Source organism: Desulfonatronum sp. SC1 (assembly GCF_003046795.1).
Classification (GTDB): Bacteria; Desulfobacterota; Desulfovibrionia; order Desulfovibrionales; family Desulfonatronaceae; genus Desulfonatronum.
Genome location: NZ_PZKN01000004.1, coordinates 106,118 through 121,777 on the forward strand (window position 1 = coordinate 106,118; position 15,660 = coordinate 121,777).

Below are 15,660 nucleotides of genomic sequence, written 5' to 3' on the forward strand. Positions count from 1 at the left end.
CTCTGACCGGTGTTTCGCTGTCGTTTCACACCGGCAGGTGAGCAGATCGTTCGACCGATAACCAAGGCGCTTTTTTCAGAGTTTGTCGTTCAGAACGGGCTGGTCGCCTTTCCAGAACGTGTTCGCTCCTCAGAATTTCCCGCGGTGCATCATAAACTCCGGTACGACGCTCCTTGGATTCGCAGTCACGCACCTTATCCAGAAGTTTGAACACCTTTTTGGCGCTCACGCCGTTTTTCCGCCCTCAACTCTCCCAGCATCCGCTTGTCTTCGGCGGTCAGTATCATGCTTCCCCTCAAGTTCCTGCTCAATCTGCTCAATGCTCGGCAGATTGGTCCGCAAGGGTTCCGGCAAGGACTCCAGGAGTTTATATTCCGCGATACCCAGCGGTTGAGCGTTGTCACGCAGGGCGTACTCCGCCACCACCTTGTTCTTGCTCTTGCAGAGCAACAAACCGATGGTGGGGTTGTCCTGTTCGCTTTTTACCTGGGCATCAATGGCGGTCAGGTAAAAACCCAGTTGCCCCAAGTGCTCCGGCTTGAATTTCCCGGCCTTGAGTTCGATCACCACATAGCAGCGCAACTTGAGGTGATAGAAGAGCAGGTCGATGAAAAACTCGTCGCCGCCGACATCAAGCAGCACCTGACGGCCGACAAAGGCGAATCCCGCGCCCAATTCCAGCAGGAATTGCGTGACGTGCTGCACCAATGTTGATTCAACGGCCCGCTCCTGGGCTTCGTCGGTCAGTCCGAGAAAGTCGAATCGATACGGGTCTTTCAGCGACTCTCGGGCAAGATCGGATTGCGGCTTTGGCAGACGCTGGTCGAAGTTGGTCAGCGCCTTGCCCTGGCGTTCCAGCAGGCGGGTTTCGATCTGCATTACCAGCACATTTCGCGACCAGGCGTGTTCAACGGCCTTGGCGAGATACCAGTCCCTCTCCTCGCGGGTTGCCAGTTTGTCGATCAGGGTGCAGAGATGGAACCACGGCAATTGTGCAGCAGCCTGCTGCACAAATTCCGGTTCCGGCCACGCCTCGGCAAAGGCCCGCATATACTTGAGGTTTCGGGGAGAAAAGCCCTTCATCTCCGGAAAGGCGTTACGCAAGTCGTGGGCCAGTCGGTCAATGACCTTGGCCCCCCAGCCCTGCTTGGCCTGCCGGGCCAGAATATCGCGGCCGATCTGCCAGTAAAGCAGGACAAGTTCGCGGTTGACCGCCAGAGTGGCACGTTGCTGGGCCGCATGGATGCGGTTTTTCAGTTCCGCCAGCCAGTCGAAGTAGCCTTCAGGGGGTTGGGTCAAGGCAACGTTTTTTTCGCTCACGTCGGAACCACCTTTGCAAGGTGTTTCACCGGACCGCTACACCTCGTCCATCCCGCTCTTGCGTATCGCCGCCACGCCCCCTTGCAGATTCAGGGCGTCCTCGATACCGGCCTCCTTCAGGGTGATCTGGGCTTCGTAGGAGCGGCCTCCGGCGTTGCAGACCAGGACCAGCGGCTTGTCCCGGGGTACTTCATCCAGCCTGACCCGCAATTCGTCCTGGGGGATGTTCATCCAGACGTCTGGGTGCTTTTCCAGGAACGGTTGGGCATTGGCGGGTCCGCGGCAATCCAGGACCTGGAAGTTGCGAAGGGGGTCGGCCCAGAGCCGGGCGAACTCGGAGACGGTCATGGAGGCGCAGCGCCCTTCCAGGATGTTTTCCGCCGCGTTGGCCGCGGCATTGATGATGTCCATGGCCGAGGAAAATGGCGGCGAGTAGGGATATTCCAGATTGCCGATCACGGAAACATGCGGATGGTCGCCCAGAACCGCGGCCACGGCCCCGACCCGGCCCACCAGACCGTCTCCCTTGGCGCACAGCCCCTGCACGCCCAGAACCCGGCCTTTTTGAGGGCCGCTCTTTTCCACGACCATCTCCAGGTGCATCAATTCGTTGTCCGGGAAAAAATGGGCCCGGTCCGACTGGACGACATGGGAGTGGACGGGGTCCAGCCCGGCCCGCCGAGCCGCTTCCGGACACAACCCGGCTCCGGCCACGGAAATTTCGAACAGCTTGACCGCGAAGCTGCCCACGGCCCCGGGGAACTCGGCGTCGCCGCCGGCCAGGTTGGTGCCGATCACCCGGCCCTGGCGGTTGGCCAGGGAACCCAAGGGGTAATATCCGGGTTGGCCCGTGACCAGATTGGTCACCTGGACGCAGTTGCCCCCGGCGTAAATGTCCGGATCCGAGGTCCGCAGATGGGTATCCACGATGACGCCGCCCCGGGGCGACACGTCCAGCCCGGCATCCCGGGCCAGCTCGGAATTGGGAATCACGCCCACGGAGAGGATCACCAGATCCGCTTCCAGTTCCTCCCCGTCCAGCAGCACCCGCTCCACGCCCTTGTCTCCGGCAAACCCTTTGACCGTGGCCGACAACCGGAAGCTCACCCCCTGCTCCCGCATGTGATGCTGGGCCATCCGGGCCAGCTCGCGGCTGACAAAGCCGGGCAGGATCTGATCCGCGATTTCCACCACCGTGGTCTCCACGCCCCACATGTCTGAAAGCGCTTCGGCGATTTCCAGACCGATGAACCCGGCCCCGACCACCACGGCCTTACCTACCTTGCCCGCCTCCACCCGGGAGCGGATGCCCTCGGCCTCTTCCAGGTTGGACACGACGAAAATTCCGTCCAGGTCCACTCCGGGCAGATCCGGCCTGCGCGGACGGCTGCCCGTGGCCAGGACCAGCTTGTCGTAGGCAAACGTCGTACTTTCCCCGGATTCCAGGTCACGGGCATGAACGACCTTGGCCCCGCGATCGATGCGCTCGGCCCGCTTCCGGGTCAGGACGTCCACGCCCTTGGCCTCGTGAAAGAATTTCGGGTCGCGGATCATGTGAAAGCTGGTGGCCTGCAATTCCTTGACGTCGCTGACGTCCCCGGAAACATAATACGGAATGCCGCACCCGCCGTAGGAGACCCTGGCCCCCTGATCGATGATGGTCACCCGGGCGTCCGGCATCAGCCGCTTCAACCGACACGCCGCCTTGGGCCCCAACGCCACTCCGCCGATGATCACAACATTCATGGTTTTATTCCTTTCATGACAAAGGTTATTGCCGGTCAACCGGCAACGTGAAAAACACACCCGTTCCCTGCCCCGACCGGCTCTCCACCCGGATTTCCCCACCATGCTTTTCGACGAAATCCTTGCAGAGCATCAACCCGAGCCCCGTGCTGCTCTCGCCTTCGGTGCCGGGCCGGGCCGTTCTCTGGTCCAGCGAAAAAAGCCTAGACAGCATTTTCTGGTCCATGCCGATGCCGTCGTCATGCACGCTGACCTCGATCCGCGATCCTTGGCGCTCGGCTCGAACTTCCACCTTCCCCTCTCTCTTCGTGAACTTGATCGCATTGCTCAAAAGGTTCCGCAGCACGGTGCTGATCATTGACGGGTCCAGCCACGCGGTCAAGTCCTTGGAAACATGGCTCGACAAGACGATGTCTTTTTGCTCCGCCACCGATGTCAAAAAATGCATGTTGGCATCAACAATATCCGTCAATCGGCATTCCCTCGGCGCATACTCGATCAGCCCTTGCTGCATCCGCGCCCATTCAAGCAGGTTCTCCAGCAAATCAAACACCCTTTCGGCGCTTTTATGCAAGTTGCCGGATATTTCCCGCAATTCCTTAAGCGTCCAGTTTTCGGCATCCTCGGCGAACATCCGTGACAGCGAGAGCAGGCCGGACATGGGGGATTTGAGGTCGTGGGCAATGATCGAGAAGAATCTGTCCTTTTCGGCAAGGGCCTGTCGCAGCCGTTCTCGGGACTCCAAGAGGGCGTTCTCGCCTTTTTTTCTTTCGGTGACGTCCCGTATCGCGGCCACGCGCAGCAGCTCGCCCTGCGCTTCAAAATTCCGGGCCTCGATTTCCGTAAAAATGACCTCTCCGTTCTTCTTGACGCACCTGACAATATATGGGGCCGCGTAATCCTTGACAATGTTCTCGCGGACATTCTCCCTGTCCTCTTCGTGGATAATCAGCTCCAGAAGATTTTTTCCGAGCAGTTCCTCCCGCCCATATCCCAGGCTTTTTTCCATGGCCACGTTCACATCCCTGACAATGCCGCCTTTGTGCAGCACCACCCCTTCCATGGTCAGGTCGGAGAGAAGACGGTAGCGCTCCTCGCTCTCCTGCAGATCCTTCTCGATTTTCTTGCGAAACAGCGCTTCCCCGATATGGCTGGCAATCCCCTCCAAAATGGCGATCAGATCCGGATTGAACTTGCCCGGGGCGCGGTGGTTGAGTTGCAACAGGCCGACTATCTCCTGGCTTTTTCGAATAGGAATCAAGGCCACGGAGGAATAACCGTCATGAATACAACGGTTGCGCGGGTTCAGGCGCGGATCATCAGCGGCTGAGAGGTCGAGTATCGGGAAGGCATCATTTGTCCAGCAGCTTCCGCCGGGAGTGAACATGGAATTCTCCCGCGGATCGACCTTTCCGGAAATGACCAGGCCGCAGGTGCATTCCAGTTTGATCGCCCCATCGGGATCGCGGCAAATGCCCCCCTGCTCGTCATGGGCGATCAAAGAATTTTCCATGAGTAGAAAATCTTCGGAAAACCCAGCCTGCTCGTAGTAAGGGTAGTCGCCCTGGTCTTGCAGGCGAATCCCCACTGCATCGCAGCCGGAGGCCTGCTTCACGGCCAGGAGGACGCGCCGGATGGACTCGGAGAATTCCGTTGTCGCATTCAAAATGGCCAGCACGTCGACGGAAAGCCCTCGATACATTTCCACGAGCTTTAGCTCCGTAACGTTCTGGACGGTCCCGACCAAACCGGACACCGATCCCCACTCGTCGACCAGAGCGGCCTTGTGAAAGACCACGTCATGCGCCCCGCCCCGCGCATCCGTGACCTGGGCCTCGTAGACCTGGACGCCAGGCTTCTCGAACAGTTCGGCGTCCTTGGCATGGTACAGCCGCGCCAGTTCCGGCGGACTGATGTCGAAGACGGTCTTGCCGACCAGTTGGTCCTTGCTTTTACCGAAAAAGTCTTCGAAAGCCTTGTTGAATCCCTGGTATCGCCCATGCCTGTCCTTGTAGAAAACAGGCATGGGGATGGTTTCGAAAAGGCCGTTCAGGAACGTCTCCTTGGCCCGTAATTGCTCTTCAAGCTTGGCCTGCTCGGTAACGTCGGTGATCACGAGCATCAGACTTTCGATATCTTCAGCGTCAGGCTGGTCCCTGGGATCATGCTCCATTCTCCCAATACACCTGACATTGATCGGCTTGTCTTTTCCGGTCAGAGAAAAATCCAGCTGCTTGCCTTCGGGCATTTTGAAAAAGGCCTTGAACCGGCCATAAAACGACGGGCGATCTTCGGGAAGCAAAAAATCCGACAACGCCTTGCCGAAAAGCTGGTCTGGAGAAAGCCCGACCATGGTCGCGAACGTCGCGTTGGTTTCCTTGATCACGCCGCGCCTCGTAATGGTCAGGTATCCGACGGGAGCCTCGTTGAAAAATTTGGCGTACCGGTCCCTGGCGACGCGCAACCTCACCTGGGCGTCTCGAAGCTCCTCGTTTTGCAGTTCCAACTCGATCTGGCGCACATGGTAGTCATGCACAAGCGCCTTGACCTGATCCGGAGAAAACTCCTCGAAGGATCGACCCGATTCAGCCAAGCGCTCCTCGGCCAGCCTACGCAACACGCTCATTTCTCTTTCGATCGTCTTTGCCATAGGTGTACCCAATCTTTTGGCACGCGACTCCAGGAATCGCCCCTCGCCAAATCCCCCTTCCACGTTTCTGTAAAACCGTTATCATCCGATTTCCAGACCAAGTCCGGCCAAAACCAGCGTTTCTTCGGTCGATACGTTGCGCAAGAGCATTGCAGAGGAAATATCGAAGCAGTCCGAGGAGTTATACACCTCACGGTGCAAGGGGAAACGCTGGATCAGGTCGAGGGGTGGTGTCGGGCATGGCTGTTTTTTGTGTCGGGAGCTGAAGGTATGCGAGTGGAAAATATACATGGATACCTTGAAGCGACAAGGCCCGCAATCCCGAACCACGCCGGACTTTCCAAGCGGTTTATGGCTGACCAGCCATGCCTGGTCAGCCATAAACACAAAAACGGACTCCCCCTTTCCAAGGGTGAGTCCGTTCAATTGATTCCGTGGCGGATCATTCTGAGGGTGTGGTCACCAGATCAAGCGTATTTCCGGCACGGCTCCTCGTCGTCCTCCTCGCCGGCCAAACAGACCATATTTCGTCCGCCGGCCTTGGCCCGGTACAGTGCGGCGTCGGCTTCGGCGAAGAGATCGACGTTTTGCCCGAAAAGGCCTGTTTCCAGGGAGGCAATGCCGATGCTTACGGTGACCCTGAAGAATTTTCCCTTGAAATTGAAACGACGTTTGGCAATGGCATCGCGGATGCGTTCGGCCAGAACCCAAGCCTGCTCTTCCGTGGTATGGGAGAGCAGCAGCACGAACTCTTCTCCTCCGTACCTGGCCGCGAGATCGGAGCTGCGCAGCATGTCCTGCAGCAAGCGCCCGACGTCCCGCAGGACCATGTCTCCGGCCTGGTGGCCAAAGGTGTCGTTGATCCGTTTGAAATGGTCCAGGTCCATGACCATCAAAGACAGGGGATTGCGGTAACGCTGATGGCGTTTGAGTTCCTGGACCAGTCGTTCGTCAAAAAAATGACGATTGGGCAAGCGGGTCAAGGCGTCCCGGTCTGCTCGAGTGCGCATTTCCCGGTACAGCAGCGCATTCCGCAGGGCCAGGGCCAGATGGTTCACGGCAGCCAGGATGGTCTGCAGTCGATCTCGGCCCAACCGGGCAATTCTTTCCGAGGCGATGCTGATGCAGCCGAAGCTTTTGCCTCCGAAGCGCAAAGGCAATACGAGGACATCCTCGTCGCGAATTTCCATCAATTTCTCGTCGCCGTCCATTTTGGACATAAAGTTGACGTGATAACTATCCATTGACTCATCGGCGTATTTTGCCGCATTCTCCAGTAGAAACCCGATCATTTTGTCTTGAATGACCTTTCCTGAATATTCGTGAATGAACAGTTCCGCTTCCATCTGTTGTTCCCGGCTCTTCTGCCAGAATATCGCGTCCACGCCCTTGACCGGAAGCAGTATTTGCAGATCCTGATAGGCTTGATGCAGAATCTCCACAGAGTCCAAGGAAAAGCTGGCGTTAGTCAGGATCTTGTTAAAAAATTGCAGCAAGTCCGCCTGGCGAGACAGGATTTCTCGTTCCAGGCAGATTTCCCGGGCCATGTGGAACAGGTCTTTGTACAATCCTTGTGATTCTTGAAAATCCCTCACAAGCTCCCTGACCCGCTCCGACTCGAAGGGGTAGCGTAAAACAGCCGCGAAACCGGCATCCACGACCCGCTCCAGGTCGGCCTGGGCCACTTCGGAGTCCAGGATCAACACCCGAGGAGGCGCGTCGTCTTCCTGAAACTCTCCGCGTTGAAAAGCGGAAATCCGCGCGTTGACCCCTTTCCAGGAAATCAGGGTCATAAGCCGCTGTCTAGTGTTGGTCGATTTGTTCTTCCCTGAAGGCTGGTATCGTTCCAAGGAATAATCCGGACCGAGGATGGCCTGGATATCCTCTTCCTGCCTTGGGCTCAGACCAGCGGAGAGGATGCTGAATTGGCTTTGCGGGGTGCTCATTAGCATTTTGCTTTACTCCTGGTTGAGAAACGAAGTGTTTCTGCCAGGAGCTTTTGCAAAAGCGAAGCCAAGAGGACGGATGGTTCAGAAGATCGGTTGAAGAAAAGTTGAAAAAAGTTCTCGACAACATTGAACTTGGCCGCTGAGCGGCCATGAATACGCATTCGAACGTGGCACCGTCCACATTGTAGGGGCACGGCGCGCCGTGCCCCTACCCAGAAAACAGCAAATAATCAGCCACAGCCTCCCCCGTCTCCGGTACAGGCCATGGTCTTGCAGGCCTTGCCTTCGCGACGGCGTTTGAACGCGGTGATGTTTCCGGTGGCGTAGACCGCTTCCAGGCCCTCCTGGATGAATCCGCTCATTTCCAGCGGGGTGACTCCCTCTTCGCTGAGGATAGCCATGGGCGTGTCTCCTACTCCGGAGACCAGCACGGCCCGGCAGTCCTTGAGCAGATCAGCCAGGGCGTACCAGCGATTGGCCGCACCTCCCTTGGGCGGAGCGGTGCGAACCTCCAGCATGGTGTAACGGCCGTTTTCCCGGCCCCAAATTTGGAGGGACGGGGCTTCGCCCAGGTGCTGATTGATCAGCACGCCTTCCATGCTGGCCACGGCCACATAGGGCCTGTCCTCGGTGCGCATGGGAGGCAGGGTCTTGGAGCAGGCACTCAGACAGGAGGCGAATTCCGGTGATTTGTCCTGATCCAGCAGGCCCACGGCGTCGGCTCGGCAGCGCTTGCAGTGGCGCATCTGGGGCAGGTAGACTTCGGCCATGGTCCGGATACGCTCCAGCTCCTCTTTGCTGGGTTCTCGAACATCCTCGAAAATGGTTTCCGCGGTCGGATACAAGGGCATGCAGTTCAGCAGATCCACGTCCAGTTCGCGCATCTTGGCCGCGATGGCCTCCACGTGCTGGTCGTTGACGCCCGGGGTGACGATGGTGTTCACCTTGACCGTGATGCCCCGCTGCTTGAGCCCCCGGATGGCCGCCTCCTGCCGCCGCCACATCAGTTTGGCCGCGTCCAGGCCGCGATATATTTTTTTCCCGTCCCGGACCCAGGAGTAAAATTCCTTGCCGATCTCTGGGTCCACGGCATTGACCGTGATGGTCATGTGCGTCACGCCGAGGTCCTTCAGCCTGTCCAAGTGCGCCGGAACGCCCAGCCCGTTGCTGGACAAGCAGAACAGCATCTGGGGAAAGCGCTCTCTGATCAAACGCAGGGTTTCCAGCGTTTCCTCGGAATTGGCGAAAGGATCCCCGGGGCCCGCGATGCCCACCACCGTGACTCGCGGCTCCTTCTCCAGAACCCGGGCCAGATACTCCACGGCCTGATGCGGCTTGAGCACCGCGGAGGTCACTCCTGGACGGGATTCGTTCATGCAGTCGTATTTCCGATTGCAGTAATTGCACATGATATTGCATTTAGGCGCGACCGGAAGATGAATCCGCCCGCATTCGCCTTTCACGGCGATGTTGAAACAAGGGTGCTTTGTGCTATCTGGAGTGTTCATGGCGTATCCTTTTTTCATATATACCCGTACCCAATGGGCGAATCTTCCTGTTTTTTCTCGATCAGCGCATTGACGATCAGGTCGTAGAGATTGAGTGCTCCCTTATAGCCCAGGTGCAGGACGCGTTGGGAGCCGAAGCGGTCGTGGATGGGGAAGCCGACGCGGATCAGGGGGATGTTTCTGGCCCGGGCCAGCTCGCGGTAGCCCTTGCTGTTGCCGACCACCAGGTCCGGCTCCAGGGCTTCGGCCTCTGCCACGATCTGGTAGAAATCCACCCCGTCGCGGACCAGGGGCGGGTCGCCGGGAAATTCCCCGGTCACCGCGGCCACGGCTTCGGCCAACAAGCCGGATTCCCCGCCGGAGGCCACCAGGACCGGCTTGATGCCGATCTCGCTCAAAAACGAGGTCAAGCCCACCACCAGATCTTCTTCGCCGTAAATAATGGCCTTTTTCCCGGCCACGTACTTGTGGCCGTCGACCATGGCGTCCAAAAGCCGGCCCCGTTCCAAGGCGTACCGTCGTGGGGCCGAGCATCCGGCCAGGGTTTCCAGGGTAGTGAACAAAGCGTCGCTTTCCCGCAGGCCGATGGGCAGGCCCAGGGAGTGCAGCGGCACGCCGTACATATCTCGGAGCACGGCCCCGGCGCTGCGCTCGGGCTTGATGGTCCGCCCGAACTCGATGCTCGCCCCGGCTCCGGGCATGGCCCGAACCGCGTCCAAAGGTGTCCCGCCTCCGGGAATATTCTGGTAGTCTTCCAGGGCCGGGCCATCCAGGGTTTCGGAGTAGTCCGGCAGGAGGGTCGCAGAAAGGCCGAAATGGGCGAAAATATCCTGGAGATGCCGGATGTCCTCCGGCGAGACAAAGCCGGAAAAGAGATTGATCCCACGGTGCTTTGCGGTCTCCGGGTCGGCCAACTGAGCGACCATGGACCGGACCGCGGCGTGAAAGCCTTCCATGTGCGATCCACCGTAGGACGGGGTGCTGACGTGAATCAGTGCGGGCATCTGACCGTTCAGACTGGTCAGGTGCTCTTTCCTGAACTCGTGCAGGATCGTGGGCACGTCGTCGCCGATGGTCTCGGTCAGGCAGGTGGTGGCGATGCCCACGGCAGGGGCCTTGTACTTGCCGATGACATTGAGCAGGCCTTGCATCAGATTGGCTTTGCCGCCGTAGACCGCATCCTTTTCGCCCAGGCTGGAGGAGGCAATGTCCATGGGTTCGCGGAAGTGACTGATGATGTACCGGCGCATATAGGTGGCGCAGCCTTGGGAGCCGTGCAGAAATGGCACACAGCCTTCCAGGCCCTTGAAAGCCATGGCCGCGCCCAGGGGCGTACACATCTTGCAGGCGTTGGTGGTGGAGACGAAAGGTTCGGCTTTTTTCATGACGCCCTCCCCTTCCCCGTGCATGCCTCGGTGCTCTGAGAGGCACCTGGCACGGTGATGGGCGATTTGCGCCGTCTCGGGGTGAAGTTCCAGACCGGGCTGGTCACCGTGGCGTGGACTTCCCTGGCGAAATTGTACATGCCCAGAAACCCCTCCAGGGCCTCCTTGCGCTCATGGTTGTGGTCGCAAAAGCCCACGCCCAGCTTGAAGGCGATGGGCCGCTCCTTGACCCCGCCCACAAAGATGTCCACGTCCTTTTCCTTGATAAAGGCGGACAGCTCCAGAGGGTTGGTGTCGTCCACGATGATCGTGCCCTCGTCCGTGATCTCGGCCAGTTCCCGGTAGTCCTCCTCGGTGCCGGTCTGAGAGCCGACCATGACCACGTTCATGCCCAAATGCCGGAAGGACTTGATCAGGGAAAAAGCCTTGAACGCCCCGCCCACGTAGATGGCGGCCTTCTTGCCTTCCAGATCCTTGCGAAATGTTTGCAGCTTCGGATACAAAGCCATAAGCTCCTCCCTGACCAACTCCTGAGTGCGGGTCATGATTTCCGGATCCTTGTCCTGGAAAAACTTGGCCACGTCGTAGAGCGCGTCGGACATGTCCTCGATGCCGAAGTAGGACACCCGGATGACCGGAATGCCATACTTTTCCTGCATCATCTTGGCCAAATCCATGGTCGCTCCGGAACACTGAACCAGGTTCAACGCCGCGCCGTGGGCCCGGCGCACGTCCGCCACCCGGCCGTCGCCGGTGATGTTGGCCACCACCTCCACGCCCATCCGCTTCAGGTAGTCCTGGATGATCCAGATCTCCCCGGCCAGGTTGAAATCGCCCAGGATGTTCACGCTCAGGGGCGAAATGGTCGAGACGTCCCCGGTACCCACCAATTGAAACATGGCCTCGCAGGCCGCCAGATAGCCCTCGCGCTTGTTGCCCTTGAACCCCTCGGACTGGACCGGAATCACCGGGATGCCCTTCTCCGCCTGCACCTTCTTGCACACGGCCTTCAAGTCGTCGCCGATGATCCCCACGATGCAGGTGGAATAGACAAAGGCCGCATTGGGTTTGTGCAGGTCGATCAGTTCGATCAAGGCCTGGTGGAGTTTTTTTTCACCGCCGAAGATCACGTCTTTTTCGCGCAGGTCCGTGGAAAAACTGAGCCGGTGCAGCTCCGGCCCGGAGGACAAGGCCCCGCGAATGTCCCAGGTGTACACCGCGCAGCCGATGGGGCCGTGCACCAGGTGCAGGGCGTCGGCAATGGGATAGAGCACCACCCGGGATCCGCAGAACACGCAGGCCCGCTGGCTCACGGCCCCGGCCAGACTGCTCTTGTTGCAGGAAATGGAGAACGGCTCCGCTCCCTTGCGATGTATCTGCGTTTTTCGTTCTTCAAAGATCACGGGTTCCATGGTTGACCTCGTTGGGTTCTTTTGGCCGCCTCCCCAAAGGGAGGCGGCGCTTGGGAGTGGATGGGAGGTATGGGATTTATGGGAATTCTGGTGCGCCCTAAAGGAGATAGTCCTGGGCCGGCTCGCCCTGTTCCAGGCCGTCCAGGATGGCGTCCACGGCGTCTTCGCCGTCCACTTTGCCGAACCACCATCCTTCGGGATAGACCACCATGACCGGTCCGTTCTCGCATTGCTTCAGGCAACCGGTGCTGGTCACCAACACGTCCAGGCCTCTGTCCAGAATTTCCTCGTCAATATAGGGCAGCAAGCCGATGGTGCTCTTGTGGCACACGCCCTTGGGTTCGCCCTTGGTCCGAAAACTGGCGCAGACGAACAAATGATGTTTCGGCTTTTCCACGCTCTCTCTCCTTGATTTCAACGTTCAGGTCGATACCTACCAAAACTCCCTACATCGCCAACTCGAACTGATCCTCCGTGGCATCCCGATCAATGCGGGTCAGCAACGCATCCAGAATCTTCTCCAGCAGCCGCAATCCGCCCTTGTAGCCCACCGTGGGGAAATACTGGTGGCCGACGCGGTCCAGAATCGGGAAGCCGTGGCGGATCAGGGGGATGTCCTCGTCCCGGGCCATGTACTTGCAGTAGGTGTTGCCGATGAGCAGATCCACCGGGTCGTTCTTGATCCACTGGTGCAGCAGAAACATGTCCCCGTGGGCCTTGACGTTGACCGGGAACGGACTGTCCGCGGTGATTTCCTTGATCCGGGCCTCGAACTTCTTGCCCGGAGTGCCGGTGACGATGTGCACCGGGCACATGTCGATGGAGGTCAGAAATTCGGTCAGGGCGATGACCTGGTCCGGGTCGCCCACCAGGGCCACCTTCTTGTGGTAGAAGTACTGGTGCATGTCCGAAATCAGGTCCACCAGCTGGCCGCGTTCATGAGCCACGAGGTCCGTGACGTGGCATCCGGAGATCAGGCGCAGGGCGTCGACAAACCGGTCCGTGGCCTTCAGGCCGATGGGCAGATCCAGAATCCTGCACGGAACCTTGTGGGTGGAATCCAGGTACTTGGCTCCGTCCGCCGAGGCCCATTCGCCCAGGGCCAAGGTGCCGACGGAATCCCCGGTGGAGCGCAATTCCTCGACGGTCGTGCCGCCGTCCGGGAACATCTTGTATTCGCCTGTCAGGGGGCCGTTGAGCACGCCGGAGGTGTCCGGGAAGAGGATCGTTTTCACGCCCATGGCCGCGGCCAGACGCTTGATCTCCTCCATGTCCGAGGGCTCCACGAACCCTGGGATGATGTTTACCTTGCCGTTTTTCTTGCCGGTTTTTGCGGCAAAGCCCTTCAGGGTGCCCATGACCATGTTCGAAAAACCGGTCACATGGGAGCCCACGTAGCTGGGCGTGGAGGCGCTGACCACGAACTTGCCGTCGGGAATCTTGCCTTCCTGACGGGCCTTTTCCGTAATCTGGGGCACGTCGTCGCCGATGGTTTCGGACAGGCAGGTAGTGTGTACGGCGATCACGTCCGGCTCGTACACGGTAAAGATGTTGTTGATGGCCTGAAGCAGGTTGGCCTGGCCGCCGAACACGGAAGCGCCTTCGGTGAACGAGCTGGTGGCCGCGGAGACCGGCTCCTTGTAGTGCCGGGTCAGAGCGCTACGGTGGTAGGCGCAACAGCCCTGCGAACCGTGACTGTGGGGCAGACAGCCGTGAATCCCCAGGGCCGCGTACATGGCCCCCACCGGCTGACAGGTCTTGGCCGGATTGATGGACAGCGCGGAGCGGTCCTTGATTTCAGTGGGTGTATGTCGAAGCAGCGTCATGTTCCGTTCCTCTCTTAATGCGATGCCTTAAAAACAATCGCGTCATTGGTTTGCTCATCGCGCCTCGGGACTATTCCCAGACATAGGTCGCGGACAATTCCGGTTTTTCCTGCCAGGGGGCCTTGAGATAGGACCAGACCTTGCTGTTCACCATCCGATCGATGTCCTGGTAGAAATTGACGGCCCCCTTGAACCCGGCGTAGGGGCCGCCGATGTCATAGTTGTGCAACTGCTTCAGGGGGATGCCCAGCTTCTGGACCGAGTACTTTTCCTTGATTCCGGCGCAAAAGATGTCCGGCTTCATGATTTCTATCAGCTTCTCGGCCTCGTACTGGTTCAGATCGTCGATCACCAGGGACTTGGTCGGCATATCCGGGATCATTCCCTCGTATTCCTTGAACTTGAAACCGGACTCTTCCAACTTCTTGATTTCTTCCGGTGTTTTACGCGGATTATAGCTCTCAGCGCAGGGCTCCACTTCCAGTTCCTCAATGTTCCGGCTGTCCGCGTCGATCTTGATCTCCGGGATCACGTGGCGTCCTTCGTAATCGTCGCGGTGGGCGAACTCGTATCCCGCGGAAATGGTCCGCATCCCCAGTTCCTTGAACAGCTCCTGATAATGGTGGGCACGGGAGCCGCCCACGAAGAGCATGGCCGTCTTGCCCTCCGTCCTGGGGCGGACCATGTCCACGGCCAGCTTGACCGTCGGCATTTCCTCGGCGATCACCGCTTCCACCCGCTCGGTCAGCTTGGGCGAGTCGAAGTACTGGGCGATCTTGCGCAGGGACTTGGCCGTGGCCTCCGCGCCGATGAAGTTCACCTTGATCCACGGAATCCCGTACTTGGTCTCCATCATCTCGGCCACGTAGTTGATGGAGCGGTGGCACATGACCGTGTTCAGATCAGCGGCGTGGGACGTGGCAAACTGGTCGTAGGTGGAATTGCCGCTGAAGGTGGAGATTACGGTGATTCCGCACTTGTCCAGAATCCGGTCGATCTCGAAGCCGTCCCCGCCGATGTTGTATTCCCCCAGCAGGTTGATCTTGAATTCCCCAACCTTGATCTCGTCCTTGGTGCCGACCACGTGCTTGAAAATCTGGTTGTTGGCGATGTGGTGGCCCGCGGACTGGCTGACGCCCTTGTACCCTTCGCAGCTGAAACCGAAGACGTTGATGCCCAGCGCTTCCTTCATCTCCCTGGCCACGGCATGCACGTCGTCGCCGATCAGGCCCACCGGGCAGGTGGAGAAGATGGCGATGGCCTTGGGATGGAACAGCTCGTAGGCTTCCTTGATCGCCTGTTTGAGCTTCTTTTCCCCGCCGAAAACGATGTCGTTTTCGTTCATGTCCGTGGAAAAAGCGTAGGTCATGAAATTTTCATCGGCGTCCGTCTCAGTGTAGGTCTGGTTGCGCCGGGTCAACCAGGAGTAGAACCCGCAGCCGATGGGTCCGTGGGTAATGTTCACGATGTCCCGGGTCGGGCCGAGAATAACGCCCTTGCAACCGGCGTAGGTGCAACCGCGCATGGTGATGATGCCCGGAATGGTCCGGACATTGGCGCCCATTTCCGGAGTCGCCGCGCCTTCGGCCTCCTTGACCATGATCTGCTTGGCCCGCTTCCGGGCCACCTTGGTCGGATATTTTTTCAGAAGATCCTGAACCAAATCGGTTGGATCTATCTGGACGAACTTTTTTTTCTTCGTGATGGCGGTCATGTTTCCTCCTGGCAAGGCCAAGCTTACCTACTCATTTTTGAGACAGTCCTCACATGACAGTTCGTTCAAAAACCCCAAGAGCAAGGAGCAAGAGAAAATCAAGGTCGAAGCGAATTTCTTCATACGTGAGAGTTTGATTTTCTTGCGGCG

General features: G+C 58.8%; 12 protein-coding genes. All 12 read right to left on the reverse strand.

Annotated features, from left to right (window positions below; translation table 11 throughout):
* Nucleotides 1–25: 25 nt before the first annotated feature.
* The 12 genes from C6366_RS19215 to nifD all read right to left on the reverse strand — a co-directional run bounded on the left by C6366_RS19215 (nucleotide 26) and on the right by nifD (nucleotide 15,510).
* Complete coding sequence (locus C6366_RS19215; protein ID WP_146164761.1) at nucleotides 26–229, reverse strand: hypothetical protein; 204 nt, start codon at nucleotides 227–229, stop codon at nucleotides 26–28.
* A complete protein-coding gene (locus C6366_RS03525; RefSeq protein ID WP_107735961.1) occupies nucleotides 226–1,320 on the reverse strand; it encodes a YhcG family protein in 1,095 nt (364 codons plus the stop codon). Before C6366_RS03525 ends, C6366_RS19215 begins: the two co-directional genes overlap by 4 nt.
* Nucleotides 1,321–1,356: 36 nt before the next feature.
* A complete protein-coding gene (locus C6366_RS03530) occupies nucleotides 1,357–3,066 on the reverse strand; it encodes an FAD-dependent oxidoreductase (protein ID WP_107735962.1) in 1,710 nt (569 codons plus the stop codon).
* A gap of 25 nt (nucleotides 3,067–3,091) precedes the next feature.
* Nucleotides 3,092–5,692, reverse strand: coding sequence for a PAS domain S-box protein (locus C6366_RS03535; protein WP_158269627.1), 2,601 nt, complete (start codon nucleotides 5,690–5,692; stop codon nucleotides 3,092–3,094).
* A gap of 105 nt (nucleotides 5,693–5,797) precedes the next feature.
* Nucleotides 5,798–6,142: a hypothetical protein gene (locus C6366_RS03540; RefSeq protein WP_107735964.1), complete on the reverse strand. Its 345-nt coding sequence runs from the start codon at nucleotides 6,140–6,142 to the stop codon at nucleotides 5,798–5,800.
* 41 nt (nucleotides 6,143–6,183) lie between these two features.
* Nucleotides 6,184–7,668, reverse strand: a complete 1,485-nt coding sequence (locus tag C6366_RS03545; protein WP_107735965.1) for a GGDEF domain-containing protein — start codon at nucleotides 7,666–7,668, stop codon at nucleotides 6,184–6,186.
* A gap of 227 nt (nucleotides 7,669–7,895) precedes the next feature.
* Complete coding sequence (locus tag C6366_RS03550) at nucleotides 7,896–9,173, reverse strand: radical SAM protein (RefSeq protein WP_107736013.1); 1,278 nt, start codon at nucleotides 9,171–9,173, stop codon at nucleotides 7,896–7,898.
* A gap of 14 nt (nucleotides 9,174–9,187) precedes the next feature.
* Entirely contained in the window at nucleotides 9,188–10,558 is a 1,371-nt protein-coding gene (locus C6366_RS03555; protein WP_107736014.1) for a nitrogenase component 1, read from the reverse strand.
* Nucleotides 10,555–11,970 (reverse strand): nitrogenase iron-molybdenum cofactor biosynthesis protein NifE, encoded by a 1,416-nt coding sequence (nifE, locus tag C6366_RS03560; RefSeq protein ID WP_107735966.1) that lies wholly within the window; start codon nucleotides 11,968–11,970, stop codon nucleotides 10,555–10,557. Before nifE ends, C6366_RS03555 begins: the two co-directional genes overlap by 4 nt.
* Before the next feature lie 97 nt (nucleotides 11,971–12,067).
* Entirely contained in the window at nucleotides 12,068–12,367 is a 300-nt protein-coding gene (locus tag C6366_RS03565; RefSeq protein WP_107735967.1) for a ferredoxin, read from the reverse strand.
* A 49-nt stretch (nucleotides 12,368–12,416) separates the two neighbouring features.
* Nucleotides 12,417–13,796 carry a nitrogenase molybdenum-iron protein subunit beta gene (gene nifK / locus C6366_RS03570; protein WP_107735968.1) on the reverse strand — a complete coding sequence of 460 codons (1,380 nt, stop codon included), beginning with the start codon at nucleotides 13,794–13,796 and terminating at the stop codon, nucleotides 12,417–12,419.
* A gap of 70 nt (nucleotides 13,797–13,866) precedes the next feature.
* Entirely contained in the window at nucleotides 13,867–15,510 is a 1,644-nt protein-coding gene (gene nifD / locus C6366_RS03575) for a nitrogenase molybdenum-iron protein alpha chain (protein ID WP_199221416.1), read from the reverse strand.
* Nucleotides 15,511–15,660: the final 150 nt, after the last annotated feature.

What these genes read in the sequence shown, in the direction of transcription:
- C6366_RS03530 (WP_107735962.1), bottom strand. Translation starts at nt 3,066, where the DNA reads ATGAATGTTGTGATCATCGGCGGAGTGGCGTTGGGGCCCAAGGCGGCG.
- C6366_RS03535 (WP_158269627.1), bottom strand. Translation starts at nt 5,692, where the DNA reads ATGAGCGTGTTGCGTAGGCTGGCCGAGGAGCGCTTGGCTGAATCGGGT.
- C6366_RS03545 (WP_107735965.1), bottom strand. Translation starts at nt 7,668, where the DNA reads ATGCTAATGAGCACCCCGCAAAGCCAATTCAGCATCCTCTCCGCTGGT.
- C6366_RS03550 (WP_107736013.1), bottom strand. Translation starts at nt 9,173, where the DNA reads ATGAACACTCCAGATAGCACAAAGCACCCTTGTTTCAACATCGCCGTG.
- C6366_RS03555 (WP_107736014.1), bottom strand. Translation starts at nt 10,558, where the DNA reads ATGAAAAAAGCCGAACCTTTCGTCTCCACCACCAACGCCTGCAAGATG.
- nifE (WP_107735966.1), bottom strand. Translation starts at nt 11,970, where the DNA reads ATGGAACCCGTGATCTTTGAAGAACGAAAAACGCAGATACATCGCAAG.
- nifK (WP_107735968.1), bottom strand. Translation starts at nt 13,796, where the DNA reads ATGACGCTGCTTCGACATACACCCACTGAAATCAAGGACCGCTCCGCG.
- nifD (WP_199221416.1), bottom strand. Translation starts at nt 15,510, where the DNA reads ATGACCGCCATCACGAAGAAAAAAAAGTTCGTCCAGATAGATCCAACC.